Below are 15,597 nucleotides of genomic sequence, written 5' to 3'. Positions count from 1 at the left end.
TAAGGAGATAAGAATTTATGGCTAATAAGCGTGAATTTCCATTAGAAAAGACACGTAACATTGGTATCATGGCCCACATTGATGCGGGTAAGACTACCACTACTGAACGTATCCTTTACTACACTGGTAAAATCCACAAAATTGGTGAAACCCATGAGGGTGACAGCCAAATGGACTGGATGGAAGAAGAAAAGGAACGTGGTATTACCATTACCTCAGCCGCTACGACTGCGCAATGGCAAGACTACAGAATTAACATCATTGATACCCCAGGACACGTTGACTTCACTATCGAAGTTGAACGTTCACTTCGTGTTCTTGACGGTGCGGTAACTGTTCTTGATGCTCAAGCTGGTGTTGAACCACAAACTGAAAATGTATGGCGTCAAGCTGAAACTTACGGTGTTCCTCGAATTGTTTTTGTTAACAAGATGGACAAGATTGGTGCAGATTTTGATAAGTCTGTTACTTCTTTACACGAACGCTTAAATGCCAATGCTTTACCTGTTCAAATGCCAATTGGTTCTGCCGAAACTTTTGAAGGTGTTATTGACTTAATCAACATGGTTGCCGATGTTTATGATGAAGACAAGCTTGGTTCAAAATGGGAAACTATTCCAGTTCCTGACGAATACAAGGCAGAAGCTGAAAAGCGTCGTAGTGCTTTAATCGAACAAGTTGCTGATGTTGACGATGACATCATGGAAAAATACCTTAATGGTGAAGAAATTTCCATTGATGAATTAAAGGCTGCTATTCGTAAAGCAACTTTGAACTTGGAATTGTTCCCAGTATTTGCTGGTTCAGCTTTCAAGAACAAGGGTGTTCAAATGATGCTTGACGGTGTTGTTGACTACTTACCATCACCAGTTGATGTTAAGCCATACATCGCTCATGATCCTAAAACTGGTGAGGAAAAAGAATTAGTAGCTGGAGACGACAAGCCATTCTCAGCTTTAGCCTTCAAGATCGCTACTGATCCATTTGTTGGTCGTTTGACTTACATTCGTGTTTACACTGGTTCACTTGAATCAGGTTCATACGTTTTGAATGCTTCAAAGAACAGTCGTGAACGTGTTGGTCGTTTATTGCAAATGCACGCTAACTCAAGAACTGAAATTTCAGAAGTATTCTCAGGTGATATCGCTGGTGCCATTGGTTTGAAGAACACCACTACTGGTGACTCATTAACTGATCCAGACCACCCATTAATTTTGGAAAGTTTGGAAGTTCCAGATCCAGTTATCCAAGTTTCAATTGAACCTGAATCAAAGGCTGACCGTGATAAGCTTGATGTTGCTTTACAAAAGTTGACTGAAGAAGACCCAACTTTCAGAGCTGAAACTAATGCTGAAACTGGTCAAACCTTGATTTCCGGAATGGGTGAATTGCACTTGCAAATCATGGTTGAACGTATGAAGCGTGAATTCCACGTTGAAGCTAAGATCGGTGAACCACAAGTTGCTTACCGTGAAACCTTCACTAAGCCTGCTCAAGCTCAAGGTAAATTTGTCCGTCAATCAGGTGGTAAGGGTCAATACGGTGACGTTTGGATTGAATTTACACCAAACGAAAGAGGTAAAGGTTACGAATTCGAAGATGCCATTGTCGGTGGTGTTGTTCCTCGTGAATTTATCCCTTCAGTAGATGCTGGACTTCAAGAATCAATGAAGAACGGTATCCTTGCTGGTTACCCATTAATCGACGTTAAGGCTAAGCTTTACGATGGTAGTTACCACGAAGTCGATTCATCTGAAGCTGCCTTCAAGGTTGCTGCTTCACTTGCATTGAGAAATGCTGCTCCTAAGGCTGGTGCTGTTATCCTTGAACCAATTATGAAGGTTCAAGTAATTACACCAGAAGAATACTTAGGTGACGTAATGGGTTCAATTACTGCTCGTCGTGGTACGATGGATAACATGCAAGACCGTTCAGGTGCTAAAGTGTTGAACTCAATGGTTCCACTTGCTGAAATGTTTGGTTATGCAACTACTTTGCGTTCATCAACTCAAGGCCGTGGTACATTTACAATGGTATTTGACCACTACGCAGCTACTCCTAAGTCAATTCAAGCAGAAATTATCAAGAAGCGCGGCGGCGACGCTGAATAATTCTTGTTAGTTTTGAAAAATAAAACTTAAGACTTTTAAAGAGTCATTGGTAATGCCAATGACTCTTTTTTTGAAATTTTTTAAAGAAAATAATTATTAAAAAGATGAATATTATAGGAAGAAAAAACAAAAAAATAAAATAAAAGTGCCCTAAATCCTTGATATTTCAACAAGGAGCAGGTATACTATTGTTTGTGCGTTTAGGACGTATTATGTCTTAATGCATGTATTTGTTGTAAAGCGTTGATGCAAAAGGTTGCGGCACACCAGGCTGCATTGCCACAGAGGTGTGGCCGGTAATTTTTGCGGAGGCTAGTCATCTTTTAAAAGAAGACGTTAAGGAGGTAATTCAATGGCAAGTCAATCTATTCGTATCAGACTTAAGTCATACGAACATGGTATTCTCGATGAATCAGCTGCTAAGATTGTAGCTACTGCTAAGAGAACTGGTGCTGAAATTTCAGGTCCAGTTCCACTACCAACAGAAAGGGTTTTATTCACTGTTCTACGTTCACCACACAAGAACAAGGACTCACGTGAACAATTCGAAATGCGTACGCACAAGCGCTTAATCGACATTTTGAACCCAACACCTAAGACTGTTGATTCTTTAATGAAGCTTGATCTTCCAAGCGGCGTTGACATCGAAATCAAATTATAATTTTTAAAAAGAAAGAGGTGTAATCATGACCAAAGGAATCTTAGGAAGAAAAGTCGGTATGACTCAAGTCTTCACTAAAGATGGTATCCTTGTTCCCGTAACTGTTGTTGAAGCAACTCCTAACGTTGTTATGCAAGTTAAGACTGTTGAATCAGACGGTTACGAAGCAGTTCAATTAGGTTACCAAGATAAGCGTGAAGTTTTGAGCAACAAACCAGAAAAAGGTCATGCTGCAAAAGCAAAGACTTCGCCTAAGCGCTTCATTCGTGAAATCCGCGGAGTTGAGCTTAAGGACTACGAAGTCGGCTCAGAAGTTACTGTGGACACATTTAAGGAAGGCGACGTTGTAGACGTTACTGGAATTACAAGAGGTCATGGATACCAAGGTAACATTAAGCGTTGGGGCCAATCACGTGGACCTGAAACTCACGGTTCAAGATACCACAGAGTTCCTGGTTCAATGGGTTCCATCATTAACCGTGTACCAAAGGGCAAGCGTTTGCCAGGTCACATGGGTATGAAGAAAGTTACCATTGAAAACTTAGTAATTGAAAAAGTTGTAGCTGACAAGAACGTATTACTTATCAAGGGCAACGTTCCAGGTGCTAAGAACTCATTAATTACTGTTAAATCTGCTGTTAAGATTAATAAATAGGAAGGAGGACTAGAATGGCTAATTTAAAGGTTATCGATCAAAAAGGTAAAGATGCTGGTGAAGTTACTTTAAATGATGCAGTTTTTGGTATTGAACCAAACGAAAGCGTCGTATTTGACGCAATCATCAGACAAAGAGCTGGCAAACGTCAAGGTACCTCAAAAGTTAAGAATAGATCTGCTGTTCGCGGCGGTGGTAAGAAACCATGGAAGCAAAAGGGTACAGGACGTGCTCGTCAAGGTTCCATCAGATCTCCACAATGGCGCGGCGGTGGTGTTGTCTTTGGACCAACTCCACGTTCATACGCATATTCAATGCCAAGAAAGCAACGTCGTTTGGCTATTAAGTCAGTTCTTTCCCAAAAATTGATTGATCAAGATTTAATCGTTTTAGACCAGTTGACAATGTCAGCTCCTAAGACTAAAGAATTTAAGTCAATGTTAAGTGACTTGAACGTTGAAGGTAAAGTTTTAGTTGTTTCAGACGACAAGAACGTACAACTTTCAGCAAGAAACTTGACTAATGTTAAGGTTGTTCCTGTTAACGGCGTAAATGTTGAAGACGTTGTTAACTATGGCAAGTTGATCTTAACTAAGGATGCTGTAGAGAAGATTGAAAAGAATGTTGAGGGGGCTTCAAAGAAATGAGTGCACACGATATCATTTTAAGACCTGTCATTACTGAAAAGTCAACGAACTTAATGGATGATAAGAAGTACACTTTCAACGTGCTTTTAACTGCAACCAAGACTCAAGTTCGTAACGCTGTTGAAGAAATCTTCGATGTTAAGGTTAAGAAAGTTAACATCATGAATGTTCGTGGTAAGGACAAGCGCGTTGGACGTTATGCTGGTAAAACAGCTCGCACCCGTAAAGCAATTGTTACTTTAACTGACGATTCAAACGACATCAAGATTTTCAAAGACGAAAACAAAGAAGAGAATAAGTAATAGGAGGTCAGTCAATTGGCTATTAAAGTTTATAAGCCAACCACAAATGGTCGCCGTAATATGACTTCTTCCGACTTTGCTGAGATTACGACGAGCAAGCCAGAACGTACCTTGCTTGAATCACAATCACATACAGCAGGCCGTAACTCATATGGTCATATTACTAGTAGACACCGTGGTGGTGGTCACAAGCAAAAGTACCGTGTTATCGATTTTAAGCGTAATAAAGATAATGCAAAAGCAGTTGTTAAATCTATCGAATACGATCCAAACAGAACTGCTAACATTGCACTTCTTCACTACACTGACGGTATCAAGACTTACATTCTTGCACCTAAGGGCTTAAAAGTTGGTGACATCGTTGAATCTGGTGCAGATGCAGACATCAAGCCAGGTAACGCATTACCATTAAAGAACATTCCTACTGGTACTTCAATTCACAACATTGAAATGAAACCTGGTAAGGGTGGACAACTTGTAAGAAGTGCTGGTACAAGTGCTCAAGTTTTAGGTTTTGACGGTAACTATGCATTAATCAGATTACAAAGTGGCGAAGTCCGTAAGATTTTGTCAGTTTGTCGTGCTACTATCGGTGTTGTTGGTAATGAACAACATTCGTTGATCCAATTAGGTAAAGCTGGTCGTAGCCGTTGGTTAGGCAGACGTCCACAATCACGTGGTTCCGTAATGAACCCTAACGATCACCCACATGGTGGTGGTGAAGGTAAGGCTCCAGTTGGTCGTCCACAACCTATGACTCCTTGGGGTAAGAAGAGTCGCGGCGTTAAGACTAGAAATAGTAAGAGAGCTAGCGAGAAGTTAATCATTCGTCACCGTAAGGGTAGCAAATAATAGAAGGAGGGTTAATTAATGAGCCGTAGTATTAAAAAAGGACCTTTTGCAGACGCATCATTGTTGAAGAAGGTTGAAGCTCAAGAAAACGCAGAAAAGAAACAAGTTATTAAAACTTGGTCACGTCGTTCAACTATTTTCCCTTCCTTTGTTGGTTTGACTATAGCTGTTTACGATGGTAGAAAACATGTTCCAGTTTATGTTACTGAAGACATGGTTGGTCACAAGTTAGGTGAATTCGTTCCAACGAGAACTTTCCGCGGACACAAGACATCTGACGATAAGGCTACAAAATAAAGAAGGGAGAAACACTTAAATGGCAGAACAAATTAGTTCAGCTAGAGCTGAAGCAAGAACTGTTCGTATTGCTGCAAGAAAAGCTCGTTTAGTCGTTGACTTAATTCGCGGCAAAGACGTTGCTGAAGCATTAGCAATCTTAGAATTTACGCCTAGAGCTGCTTCCCCAATCGTTGAAAAAGTTTTACGTTCAGCAATTGCTAACGCAGAACACAACTATGATCTTGAAAGTGCAAATCTTTACGTATCAGAAGCATATGTAAACGAAGGTGCAACTTTGAAGAGATTCCGGCCACGTGCTAAGGGTATGGCTTCTCCAATTAACAAGAGAACAAGTCATGTAGTTGTAGTAGTTTCAGAAAAGAACGATTAAGGGAGGTATATTAATGGGTCAAAAGATTAACCCAAATGGTTTCCGTCTTGGCGTTATTCGCGACTGGGAATCTAAATGGTATGCTGACAGAGGATACAAAGAAACCTTAAATGAAGACCTGCGCATCAGAAAATTCATTTCTAAGAAGTTGAAGGATGCCTCTGTTTCTACTGTTGAAATTGAACGTGCAGCTAACAGAATCAACGTTTCCATCAATACTTCAAAACCAGGTATGGTAATTGGTAAAGGTGGTTCTGAAGTTGAAGCTTTAAGAAGAGACTTAAATGCTTTAACTAAGAAACAAGTACATGTCAACATTGTTGAAATTAAGAAACCAGATCTTGATGCTAAATTAGTTGCTGATAGCATTGCTAGTCAACTTGAAGCTCGTATTGCTTTTAGACGTGCAATTCGTCAAGCTACTCAAAGAACTATGCGTGCTGGTGCTAAAGGTATCAGAGTACAAACTTCTGGTCGTTTAAACGGTGCCGACATGGCAAGAAGAGAATGGCATACAGAAGGTCGTGTACCATTACAAACTTTAAGAGCTGATATTGATTACGCTTGGGTAAATGCCTATACCACTTATGGTGAAATAGGTGTTCAAGTCTGGATCAACCGCGGTGAAGTCTTGCCAACTAAGAACAAGAAACCCGCAAAAGCAGTGAAGGGAGGAAACAAATAATGCCTTTAGTACCAAAACGAGTAAAACACCGTCGTGAATTCCGTGGTAAGATGCGTGGTGCTGCTAAAGGTGGTAGAACTATTGCCTTTGGTGAATATGGTCTACAAGCCCTCGAATCTCACTGGATTACTAATCAACAAATCGAAGCTGCTCGTGTTGCGATGACTCGTTACATGAAACGTGGCGGTAAAGTTTGGATCAGAATTTTCCCACAAAAGTCATACACTGCTAAAGGTGTAGGTGTACGTATGGGTTCTGGTAAAGGTGCACCAGCCGGTTGGGTAGCTGTAGTAAAAAGAGAAAAGATTATGTTTGAAATCGGTGGCGTTGATGAAGCAACTGCTCGTGAAGCTTTACGTCTTGCTTCAACTAAGTTACCAATCAAATGTAAGTTTGTGACTAAAAGTTCGGAAGTAGGTGGCAATTCTAATGAAGGCTAAGGATATCAGAACACTAACCACTGATCAAATGTTAGAAAAGGAAAAGCAATATAAAGAAGAACTTTTCAACTTGCGTTTCCAACAAGCAACGGGTCAATTAGAAAATACCGCTCGCCTGAGTAAAGTCCGCAAGAATATCGCTAGAATTAAAACAATTCTTAGTGAAGAAGCATTGAAGAAAGATTAGTGGAAGGGAGTTATTAACTTGAGCGAATCAATCGAAAGAAATCATCGTCACGTATATCAAGGTCGTGTAGTTTCTGATAAGAATGACAAGACTATCACTGTTGTAGTTGATACTTACAAGAACCACCCTGTTTACAAGAAGCGTATTAGATATTCTAAGAAATACTATGCACAAGACGAAAATAATGAAGCTAAAGTTGGCGATACTGTTCGTATCATGGAAACTCGTCCATTATCTCGTACAAAGCGCTTTCGTTTAGTAGAAATTGTTAAGAAATCTGTTTAATTTTGCGGATTTAGTGAGGGGAGGACTATACAGTGATTCAAAATGAATCCCGTTTGAGAGTTGCTGATAACTCTGGTGCCAGAGAACTTTTAGTTATTAGAGTCTTAGGTGGATCAAAACGTAAGACCGGTAACATTGGTGATATCGTGGTAGCAACTGTTAAACAAGCAACACCAGGTGGCGTTGTCAAAAAAGGTGACGTTGTTAAAGCTGTCATTGTCAGAACAAAATCAGGCGCACGCCGTGAAGATGGATCATACATTAAGTTTGATGAAAATGCTGGCGTAGTTATTAATGCAGATAAGAGCCCACGCGGTACTCGTATCTTTGGGCCCGTTGCACGTGAGTTACGTGAGCACGACTTTATGAAGATCGTCTCTCTTGCTCCTGAAGTCTTATAATTAAGTGAGGTGCACTGATGTTTGTTAAAACTGGTGACAAAGTAAAAGTTATTGCCGGAAAAGATAAAGGCAAAGAAGGTGTAGTTCTTTCTGTTAACGTTAAGAAGAACCGCGTGGTTGTTAAGGGCGTTAATACGATTAAGAAGCACGAAAAGCCTTCACAAAGCAATGCAAACGGTGGTGTAGTTGAATCAGAAGGTTCAATTCATGCATCAAACGTTAAAGTTATTGCTAAAGGTGAAAGCAAAAAAGAAACTAAGAAGTAGAAGGGAGGACACAAATGGCAAGTTATTTAGCTCAAGAATATAAAGAAAAGATTGTTCCTGCATTACAAGAAAAATTTGAATATGATTCTGTTATGCAAGTACCAAAGATTGAAAAAATTGTTTTGAACATGGGTGTTGGTGACGCAGTTTCCAACGCTAAGAACTTAGACGAAGCAGTTGAAGAATTAACTTTAATTTCTGGTCAAAAGCCTTTAGTTACTAAGGCAAAGAAGTCAATTGCTAACTTCCGTTTACGTGAAGGTATGTCAATTGGTGCTAAGGTTACACTTAGAGGTACTAGAATGTATGATTTCTTGTACAAGTTAATCAACGTTTCACTTCCACGTGTTCGTGACTTCCGCGGTGTTTCAAGTCGGTCATTCGATGGTCGTGGTAACTACACTTTAGGTATCAAGGAACAATTGATTTTCCCAGAAATCGACTTTGATAAAGTTAACCGTACTAGAGGTTTAGATGTTGTTATCGTTACTACTGCCAATACTGACGAAGAGGCTCGTGAGCTTTTAGGTCAATTTGGTATGCCGTTTGCAAAATAATGGAGGACATTAATGGCTAAAACATCACAAAAAATTAGAAATCATCGTCCTGCTAAGTTTTCTTCACGTGAATATACACGTTGTGAGAGATGTGGTCGTCCACACTCAGTTTACCGTAAATTTGGCTTATGCCGTATTTGCCTGAAGGATTTAGCTCACAAAGGTCAAATCCCAGGTCTTAAAAAGGCTAGTTGGTAATACGGTTAGGAGGATAGCATAAATGGTCATGACAGATCCGATCGCAGATTACTTGACTAGAATTAGAAATGCCAACATGGCAAAGCATAGTTCAGTTGAAATTCCTGCATCAAATATTAAAAAATCTATTTCAGAAATTTTGAAACGCGAAGGTTTCATCCGTGATTACGAAGTTACTGATGACAATAAGCAAGGTGTTATCAAGGTTTTCTTGAAATATGGTCCAAACGGAGAACGTGTCATTTCAGGCTTAAAACGGATTTCTAAGCCAGGTCTTAGAAATTACGTTAGTGCTGAAAACTTACCTAAAGTTCTTAATGGTTTAGGTATTGCCATCGTTTCTACTTCTGCTGGTGTAATTACCAATAAAGAAGCTAGACAAAAAGGCGTTGGCGGCGAAGTTATTGCCTACGTTTGGTAATTCTGACAGAAAGGAGAACAATCAATGAGCCGTATAGGTTTAAAAACAATTGAAGTCCCAGACAGTGTCACTGTTACCAAGGAAGGTGACAATATTACTGTTAAGGGCCCAAAGGGTGAATTAACTAGATACTTCGATCCTAAAATTACTTTTAAGCAAGAAGATGGCAAGATCAATTTCTCACGTTCAAGTGAAAATGATAAAGCACTTCATGGTACTGAAAGAGCTAATTTAGCATCAATGGTTGAAGGTGTAGTTAACGGCTACAAGAAGACCTTGAAGTTAATCGGTGTTGGTTACCGTGCTACTACACAAGGCAACAAGTTAACTTTAAATGTTGGCTACTCACACCCAGTTGAAATGACTGCACCTGAAGGTGTTTCCGTAAATGCTACTTCAAATACTGATATTGAAGTAGAAGGAATTTCTAAGCAAAATGTTGGACAATTTGCTGCTGAAATTCGCGATGTACGTCCACCAGAACCTTACAAGGGTAAAGGTATTCGTTATGTTGACGAATATGTACGTCGTAAGGAAGGTAAGACAGGTAAATAATAAATAAATTTTGAGGTGAAATTGTGATTTCAAAACCAGACAAAAACAAATTGCGCTTAAAGCGTCATAAACGTATTCGTAGCAAGATCTCTGGTACTGCTGAGCGCCCACGCTTAAGTGTTTTCCGTTCAAACAAGAACATCTACGCTCAATTAATTGATGATGTAGAGGGTGTCACGCTAGCAAGTGCCTCAACTTTGGATGAATCTGTTAAAGGTTCAACTAAGGTAGAACAAGCTCAAGCTGTTGGTAAAGCTATTGCCGAAGCAGCTAAAGCTAAGAACATTTCAAACATTGTGTTTGATAGAAGTGGTTACTTATACCACGGCCGTATTTCAGCTTTGGCAGATGCCGCTCGTGAAAACGGATTAGATTTCTAGGGAAGGAGAATAATACATGGCAAACCGCAACGATTCTCGTAATAATCGTAGAAATAAGGACGACATTGAAGATCAGTTAGTAGCAATTAATCGTGTCACCAAGGTTGTCAAGGGTGGTCAACGCATGAGATTTGCTGCCCTAGTAGTTGTTGGCGACAAAAAAGGTCGTGTAGGCTTTGGTACTGGTAAAGCTCAAGAAGTTCCAGAAGCAATTCGTAAGGCCGTTGAAGCTGGTAAAAAGAACATGATCAATGTTCCTAAGGTTGGTACTACCATTCCTCACGAAGTAATTGGTCACTATGGTTCAGGTAGTATTTTATTCAAGCCAGCTCCAGCTGGTTCTGGTATTGCAGCCGGTGGTGCCGTTCGTATCGTTATGGATATGGCTGGTATTGCTGATGTTACTTCTAAGTCACTTGGCTCAAACACACCAATCAACGTTGTTCGCGCAGCAATTGATGGCTTGAAGAAGCTTAGAACAAGTGAAGAAGTTGAAAAGCTTCGCCACGCTGATTTAGATTAGGGAGACTATAAATGACTGAATTAAAAGTTACTTTAATTAGAAGTGTTGCGCACCGTCTACCTAACCAAAAGAAAGTTGTTAAGGCTCTTGGCTTAGGTAGAATCAGCAGTACAGTTGTTCTACCAGACAACGCTGCTACTCGTGGTGCATTAATGAAAATTGCCCACTTAATTTCTGTTGAAGAAGTTAATAAATAATTATTGAGGAGGTGCCAATCAATGAAGCTTAATGAATTACATGCCTCTGCTGGTTCACGCTCAACTAGAAAACGTGTTGGACGCGGTACTTCAAGTGGTTTCGGTAAGACTTCTGGTCGTGGACAAAAGGGTCAATTATCCCGTCAAGGCGGCCATACTCGTTTAGGTTTTGAAGGTGGTCAAATGCCATTGTTCAGAACTATGCCTAAGCGTGGTTTTAAGAATATTAACCGTAAGGAATATGCAATTGTTAATTTAGACGACTTGAACAAGTTTGAAGATAACAGTGAAGTAACTGTCGCTAGTTTGAAAGAAAACGGTTTGGTAAAGAAAGAATTATCAGGCGTTAAATTACTTGCTAAAGGCGAATTAAAAGTTAAATTAAACGTAAAGGTTAACAAAGTTTCTGCCGCTGCCAAGAAAGCAGTTGAAGCTGCTGGCGGATCTGTTGAGGTGATCTAATGTTTTCGACCTTGAAGAACGCTTTTAAGGATAAAGAAATTAGAAATAAAATTTATTTTACACTCTTTATTCTCCTGTTGTATCGCATAGGAGCTAATATTACAGTTCCGGGTGTAAATGCAAAAGCGATTACTCAAGTAGCACAAACTGGTTTAGTTCCCATGCTGGATACTGTTTCTGGTGGTGGGTTAGATAATTATTCGATTTTTTCACTGGGTGTTTCGCCCTATATTACTGCGCAAATTGTTATTCAATTGTTGCAGATGGATATTGTTCCTGTACTAGTAGAGTGGGGAAAACAAGGTGAAGTAGGTCGGCGTAAAACCAATCAAGTTACTCGATGGTTGTCATTAGCTGTTGCTTTTGTTCAAAGTATTGGTATAACACTTGGCTTTAACGCATTAACACAAATGGGACTTGTTAAGTCACAATCGTGGCAGACCTATGTTGAAATTGCTGTTATTATGACAGCCGGAACAATGTTACTTACTTGGCTTGGTGATGAAATCACTGATAAAGGACTAGGTAATGGTGTTTCCGTAATTATCTTTGCTGGTATTATTGCTCGTCTTCCACGTGGTCTGTATCAGATCTTTAAGGAAGATATTATTAATAATAGTGCGAGTGATCGCATTCAAGGGATATTGTTCTTCATCGCGATTATCATTGCAATTCTCGTCGTAACACAATTAGTTACGTGGGTTGAACAGGCGGATCGTCGGATTCCAATTCAATATACAAAGAGAGCAACTGTAAGTGGCTCAGAAAGTTTTTTGCCATTAAAAGTTAATGTTTCCGGTGTTATTCCGGTAATTTTCGCTAGTTCGTTTATTATTACACCAGCAACAATTTTAATGGTCTTTCAAAAGTCCCAAGGCGATCAGCAATGGTACAAGGTAATGACTAACATCTTTAGTATGCAAACTACACCAGGGGTTATAATTTATACGCTTTTGATTATTTTGTTTACGTTCTTCTATGCTTTTGTTCAGGTTAATCCTGAGAAGCTTTCGAAGAATTTGCAAAAGCAAGGCGCTTATATTCCTAGTGTGTGGCCAGGCAAAGATACACAAGATTACGTTTCGAAGTTGTTAATGAGATTATCAACGGTTGGATCAGTTTTCTTAGGTTTAGTTGCTTTACTGCCACAGCTTGCTACTAATTTTTGGAATTTACCTAGTTCAATTGGATTAGGCGGAACAAGTCTTTTAATTGTTATTGGGGTAGTCCTAGAATTATCTCGTCAAGTTAACGGTTTGTTAATGAAGCGTGAATATGTGGGATTCATCAGATAGGAAATAGATAAATGATTAACTTAATTCTTTTAGGTTTGCCGGGAGCTGGCAAAGGTACAGTGTCTGAGCAAATTGTTGATAAATATCACCTAACTCATATTTCAACTGGGGATATGTTTAGGGAAGCAATGGCTAATGAAACCAAAGTTGGTCTTGAAGCCAAAAGTTATATCGACAAGGGCGATTTGGTACCCGATGAAGTTACTGCTAAATTGGTTGAGGAGCGCTTAGCTCAACCTGATATTAAAGAAGGCTACATTTTAGATGGCTTTCCAAGGACAACTGTTCAAGCAGAACTATTAGAAGGTATTACTGAACGTCTTAATAAACCTTTAACTAATGTGATTTCGCTTGAAGTTAAAGAACAGACCTTAGTAGATCGCTTGTCAGCTCGCTTTATGTGTAAAAATTGTGGCGCAACTTACAATAAGATTACTAAAATGCCTAAAGAAGAAGGCGTTTGTGATCGTTGTGGTAGTCATGAATTTTATCAACGTGAAGATGACAAGCCTGAAGTAGTTAAGAATCGTTTAGAAGTTAACGAAAAGATGAATACACCTTTGAAAGACTTTTACCAAAAGAAAGGTTTGTTGACTGTCATTGATGGTGAACAAACTCCAGAAAAAGTTTTTGAAAGTGTTGATGCGGTATTAGGTAAATAACAATAATTTGTTTATTTACTATTCCGTGCTATAATTTCAAAGTATGACTGTTTAATTGCGGAGGAACGACTTTGGCAAAAGATGATGTCATTGAAGTAAAGGGTAAAGTTGTAGATACTTTGCCTAATGCTATGTTTAAAGTTGAATTGGAAAATGGAGCTGTGATTTTAGCACATGTTTCCGGCAAAATTAGAATGCACTACATTCGTATTTTGCCTGGCGACCGTGTTACTGTGGAACTTTCTCCTTACGATTTAACAAAAGGTAGAATTACGTATCGGTTTATAAAGTAATAACGGGGGTAAACATGAAGGTTAGACCATCTGTTAAACCAATGTGTGAACATTGTAAGATTATTAAAAGACATGGCCGTGTGATGGTTATTTGTTCTGCAAATCCTAAGCACAAGCAACGTCAAGGTTAAAAATAAAATAGGAGGTGCAATTTATGGCACGTATTGCTGGTGTTGACTTACCAAGAGATAAAAGAATAGTTGTTGCTTTAACATATATTTATGGTATTGGTGAGCCTACAGCTCAAAAAATTTGTGCGGATGCTGGCGTTTCTGAAGACATACGTTCAAAAGATTTGACTCCAGACGATCAAGAAAAGCTTCGCGCAGAAGTTGATAAATACCGTGTTGAAGGTGACTTGCGTCGTCAAGTTAGCATGAATATCAAACGGTTAATTGATATCGGTTCTTACCGTGGTATGCGTCACCGCCGTGGACTTCCAGTTCGTGGTCAAAATACCAAGAATAATGCCCGTACTCGTAAGGGTAGTAAGAAGAATAAATAATTTATAAGGAGGTTTATTGATGCCTAAAACAGCACGTAAGCGTCGTGTGAAGAAGCACGTTGAAAAAGGCGTAGCTCATATTCATTCTACGTTTAATAATACTTTAGTCATGATTACTGACGTTCAAGGTAATGCAGTTGCTTGGTCTTCAGCCGGTGCATTGGGCTTTAAGGGTAGCCGTAAGTCTACTCCATTCGCAGCTCAAATGGCAGCTGAAGCAGCAGCTAAGAGTGCAATGGATCAAGGTATGAAACATGTAGAAGTTTCTGTCAAAGGTCCTGGTTCTGGTCGTGAATCAGCAATTAGATCATTACAAGCTACTGGTCTTGAAATTACTGCAATTCGTGATGTTACTCCAGTTCCCCACAATGGTTCTAGACCACCAAAACGTCGTCGTGTATAATTTTGTTCTTAATGAAGGACGTTGCGTTTTGAAAGGGGCCTAGTAATGATTGAATTTGAAAAACCAAATATTACCGTTGTTGACCAAGAGAAGTCTTACGGTAAATTTGTTATTGAACCACTTGAACGAGGCTTTGGTACTACTTTAGGTAACTCATTACGTAGAGTTTTACTAACATCTATTCCAGGTACAGGACTTGTTTATGTTCAAATTGATGGTGTCTTACATGAATTCTCAACAGTTCCTGGTGTTAGAGAAGATGTAGCAAAAATGATTCTTAACTTGAAGAAGCTTGAGTTAAAATCATTTTCTGATGAACAAAAATTAATTGAATTGGACGTTGAAGGTCCAGCTACTGTAACTGCTGATGACCTGAAAGTTGACGCTGATGTTCAAATTCTAAATCCTGATCAATATATTTGTACCATCGCTGAAGGTGGCCACTTGCACATGCAAATTGCTGTCAAGAACGGTCGTGGTTATGTTGCAGCAAGTGACAACAAGAGTGAAGACATGCCAATTGGTGTTATTCCGGTCGATTCTCTTTTTTCACCAATTGAAAAGGTTAATTACCAAGTTGAATCAACTCGTGTTGGTAAAAGAGATGATTTTGACAAGCTCACTTTAGAGATTTGGACTGATGGTTCAATCAAGCCTAATGACGCCCTTAGTTTTGCTGCTAAAATTCTAGTAGCGCACTTTAAAGTGTTTGAAACTGCTGATGCAAATACCAAATTCGATGATGTTATGGTCGAAAAGGAAGATGATACTGCAGAAAAGAAGCTTGAGATGACAATCGAAGAGCTTGACCTTTCTGTACGTTCATACAATTGCCTGAAGCGCGCCGGCATTAATACTCTGCAAGAGTTAACTGATAAGACTGAAGCAGATATGATGCGCGTACGCAATTTAGGACGTAAATCATTGGAAGAAGTTAAAAACAAATTAGCTGACTTAGGACTTTCACTTCGTCAAGAAGATTAA

General features: G+C 39.3%; 29 protein-coding genes. All 29 read left to right on the top strand.

The annotated features are described in order from the left end of the window. Positions 1-17 precede the first annotated feature (17 nt). Entirely contained in the window at positions 18-2,111 is a 2,094-nt protein-coding gene (gene fusA / locus OZX58_RS06440; protein WP_277130569.1) for an elongation factor G, read from the top strand. 352 nt (positions 2,112-2,463) lie between these two features. Continuing rightward, the gene (gene rpsJ, locus OZX58_RS06435) at positions 2,464-2,772 is read left to right on the top strand and encodes a 30S ribosomal protein S10 (protein ID WP_046327486.1); all 309 of its coding nucleotides are present in this window, start codon (positions 2,464-2,466) and stop codon (positions 2,770-2,772) included. A gap of 25 nt (positions 2,773-2,797) precedes the next feature. Continuing rightward, positions 2,798-3,427: a 50S ribosomal protein L3 gene (gene rplC / locus OZX58_RS06430; RefSeq protein ID WP_277130570.1), complete on the top strand. Its 630-nt coding sequence runs from the start codon at positions 2,798-2,800 to the stop codon at positions 3,425-3,427. Positions 3,428-3,441: 14 nt separating this feature from the next. Continuing rightward, positions 3,442-4,074 carry a 50S ribosomal protein L4 gene (rplD, locus tag OZX58_RS06425; RefSeq protein WP_277130571.1) on the top strand — a complete coding sequence of 211 codons (633 nt, stop codon included), beginning with the start codon at positions 3,442-3,444 and terminating at the stop codon, positions 4,072-4,074. Then, entirely contained in the window at positions 4,071-4,376 is a 306-nt protein-coding gene (gene rplW / locus OZX58_RS06420) for a 50S ribosomal protein L23 (protein ID WP_277130572.1), read from the top strand. Before rplD ends, rplW begins: the two co-directional genes overlap by 4 nt. Positions 4,377-4,391: 15 nt before the next feature. After that, positions 4,392-5,228 (top strand): 50S ribosomal protein L2, encoded by an 837-nt coding sequence (gene rplB, locus OZX58_RS06415; RefSeq protein ID WP_277130574.1) that lies wholly within the window; start codon positions 4,392-4,394, stop codon positions 5,226-5,228. A gap of 18 nt (positions 5,229-5,246) precedes the next feature. Beyond that, the gene (gene rpsS, locus OZX58_RS06410; protein ID WP_277130576.1) at positions 5,247-5,525 is read left to right on the top strand and encodes a 30S ribosomal protein S19; all 279 of its coding nucleotides are present in this window, start codon (positions 5,247-5,249) and stop codon (positions 5,523-5,525) included. A 19-nt stretch (positions 5,526-5,544) separates the two neighbouring features. Next, complete coding sequence (rplV, locus tag OZX58_RS06405; protein ID WP_277130577.1) at positions 5,545-5,898, top strand: 50S ribosomal protein L22; 354 nt, start codon at positions 5,545-5,547, stop codon at positions 5,896-5,898. 13 nt (positions 5,899-5,911) lie between these two features. Next, complete coding sequence (rpsC, locus tag OZX58_RS06400; protein WP_277130578.1) at positions 5,912-6,583, top strand: 30S ribosomal protein S3; 672 nt, start codon at positions 5,912-5,914, stop codon at positions 6,581-6,583. Next, positions 6,583-7,023: a 50S ribosomal protein L16 gene (gene rplP, locus OZX58_RS06395; protein WP_277130579.1), complete on the top strand. Its 441-nt coding sequence runs from the start codon at positions 6,583-6,585 to the stop codon at positions 7,021-7,023. The genes rpsC and rplP overlap by 1 nt, the downstream gene beginning before the upstream one ends. Further along, positions 7,013-7,210, top strand: coding sequence for a 50S ribosomal protein L29 (gene rpmC, locus OZX58_RS06390; RefSeq protein ID WP_277130580.1), 198 nt, complete (start codon positions 7,013-7,015; stop codon positions 7,208-7,210). Before rplP ends, rpmC begins: the two co-directional genes overlap by 11 nt. Positions 7,211-7,228: 18 nt before the next feature. Beyond that, entirely contained in the window at positions 7,229-7,495 is a 267-nt protein-coding gene (gene rpsQ / locus OZX58_RS06385) for a 30S ribosomal protein S17 (RefSeq protein ID WP_277130581.1), read from the top strand. 32 nt (positions 7,496-7,527) lie between these two features. Then, complete coding sequence (gene rplN / locus OZX58_RS06380; protein ID WP_277130582.1) at positions 7,528-7,896, top strand: 50S ribosomal protein L14; 369 nt, start codon at positions 7,528-7,530, stop codon at positions 7,894-7,896. A gap of 17 nt (positions 7,897-7,913) precedes the next feature. Then, a complete protein-coding gene (gene rplX, locus OZX58_RS06375; protein WP_277130583.1) occupies positions 7,914-8,162 on the top strand; it encodes a 50S ribosomal protein L24 in 249 nt (82 codons plus the stop codon). Positions 8,163-8,176: 14 nt separating this feature from the next. Then, on the top strand, positions 8,177-8,719 hold the full coding sequence (gene rplE, locus OZX58_RS06370; RefSeq protein ID WP_277130584.1) for a 50S ribosomal protein L5: 543 nt from the start codon (positions 8,177-8,179) through the stop codon (positions 8,717-8,719). 12 nt (positions 8,720-8,731) lie between these two features. Then, on the top strand, positions 8,732-8,917 hold the full coding sequence (locus tag OZX58_RS06365) for a type Z 30S ribosomal protein S14 (protein ID WP_046307561.1): 186 nt from the start codon (positions 8,732-8,734) through the stop codon (positions 8,915-8,917). A 22-nt stretch (positions 8,918-8,939) separates the two neighbouring features. Further along, on the top strand, positions 8,940-9,338 hold the full coding sequence (rpsH, locus tag OZX58_RS06360; protein WP_277130585.1) for a 30S ribosomal protein S8: 399 nt from the start codon (positions 8,940-8,942) through the stop codon (positions 9,336-9,338). A gap of 24 nt (positions 9,339-9,362) precedes the next feature. Continuing rightward, on the top strand, positions 9,363-9,893 hold the full coding sequence (gene rplF, locus OZX58_RS06355) for a 50S ribosomal protein L6 (RefSeq protein ID WP_277130586.1): 531 nt from the start codon (positions 9,363-9,365) through the stop codon (positions 9,891-9,893). A gap of 23 nt (positions 9,894-9,916) precedes the next feature. Beyond that, positions 9,917-10,273 (top strand): 50S ribosomal protein L18, encoded by a 357-nt coding sequence (gene rplR / locus OZX58_RS06350; protein WP_277130587.1) that lies wholly within the window; start codon positions 9,917-9,919, stop codon positions 10,271-10,273. A 16-nt stretch (positions 10,274-10,289) separates the two neighbouring features. After that, a complete protein-coding gene (rpsE, locus tag OZX58_RS06345; RefSeq protein ID WP_277130588.1) occupies positions 10,290-10,796 on the top strand; it encodes a 30S ribosomal protein S5 in 507 nt (168 codons plus the stop codon). Between the two features lie 11 nt (positions 10,797-10,807). Further along, positions 10,808-10,993 carry a 50S ribosomal protein L30 gene (gene rpmD, locus OZX58_RS06340; RefSeq protein ID WP_277130589.1) on the top strand — a complete coding sequence of 62 codons (186 nt, stop codon included), beginning with the start codon at positions 10,808-10,810 and terminating at the stop codon, positions 10,991-10,993. Between the two features lie 21 nt (positions 10,994-11,014). Continuing rightward, complete coding sequence (rplO, locus tag OZX58_RS06335; protein ID WP_277130590.1) at positions 11,015-11,455, top strand: 50S ribosomal protein L15; 441 nt, start codon at positions 11,015-11,017, stop codon at positions 11,453-11,455. Further along, entirely contained in the window at positions 11,455-12,750 is a 1,296-nt protein-coding gene (gene secY, locus OZX58_RS06330; protein ID WP_277140702.1) for a preprotein translocase subunit SecY, read from the top strand. The genes rplO and secY overlap by 1 nt, the downstream gene beginning before the upstream one ends. Positions 12,751-12,761: 11 nt before the next feature. Beyond that, positions 12,762-13,412 carry an adenylate kinase gene (locus OZX58_RS06325; RefSeq protein WP_277130592.1) on the top strand — a complete coding sequence of 217 codons (651 nt, stop codon included), beginning with the start codon at positions 12,762-12,764 and terminating at the stop codon, positions 13,410-13,412. 71 nt (positions 13,413-13,483) lie between these two features. Next, entirely contained in the window at positions 13,484-13,705 is a 222-nt protein-coding gene (gene infA / locus OZX58_RS06320) for a translation initiation factor IF-1 (RefSeq protein WP_034980408.1), read from the top strand. Positions 13,706-13,719: 14 nt separating this feature from the next. Then, positions 13,720-13,836: a 50S ribosomal protein L36 gene (gene rpmJ, locus OZX58_RS06315; protein ID WP_003647815.1), complete on the top strand. Its 117-nt coding sequence runs from the start codon at positions 13,720-13,722 to the stop codon at positions 13,834-13,836. A gap of 23 nt (positions 13,837-13,859) precedes the next feature. Continuing rightward, complete coding sequence (gene rpsM / locus OZX58_RS06310) at positions 13,860-14,210, top strand: 30S ribosomal protein S13 (RefSeq protein ID WP_277130593.1); 351 nt, start codon at positions 13,860-13,862, stop codon at positions 14,208-14,210. Between the two features lie 19 nt (positions 14,211-14,229). Next, the gene (rpsK, locus tag OZX58_RS06305) at positions 14,230-14,613 is read left to right on the top strand and encodes a 30S ribosomal protein S11 (protein WP_277130594.1); all 384 of its coding nucleotides are present in this window, start codon (positions 14,230-14,232) and stop codon (positions 14,611-14,613) included. A 45-nt stretch (positions 14,614-14,658) separates the two neighbouring features. Continuing rightward, on the top strand, positions 14,659-15,597 hold the full coding sequence (locus OZX58_RS06300) for a DNA-directed RNA polymerase subunit alpha (protein WP_277130595.1): 939 nt from the start codon (positions 14,659-14,661) through the stop codon (positions 15,595-15,597).

The organism is Lactobacillus sp. ESL0680 (assembly GCF_029392855.1).
GTDB lineage: Bacteria > Bacillota > Bacilli > Lactobacillales > Lactobacillaceae > Lactobacillus.
This window is presented reverse-complemented; position numbering and strand designations above follow the sequence as displayed.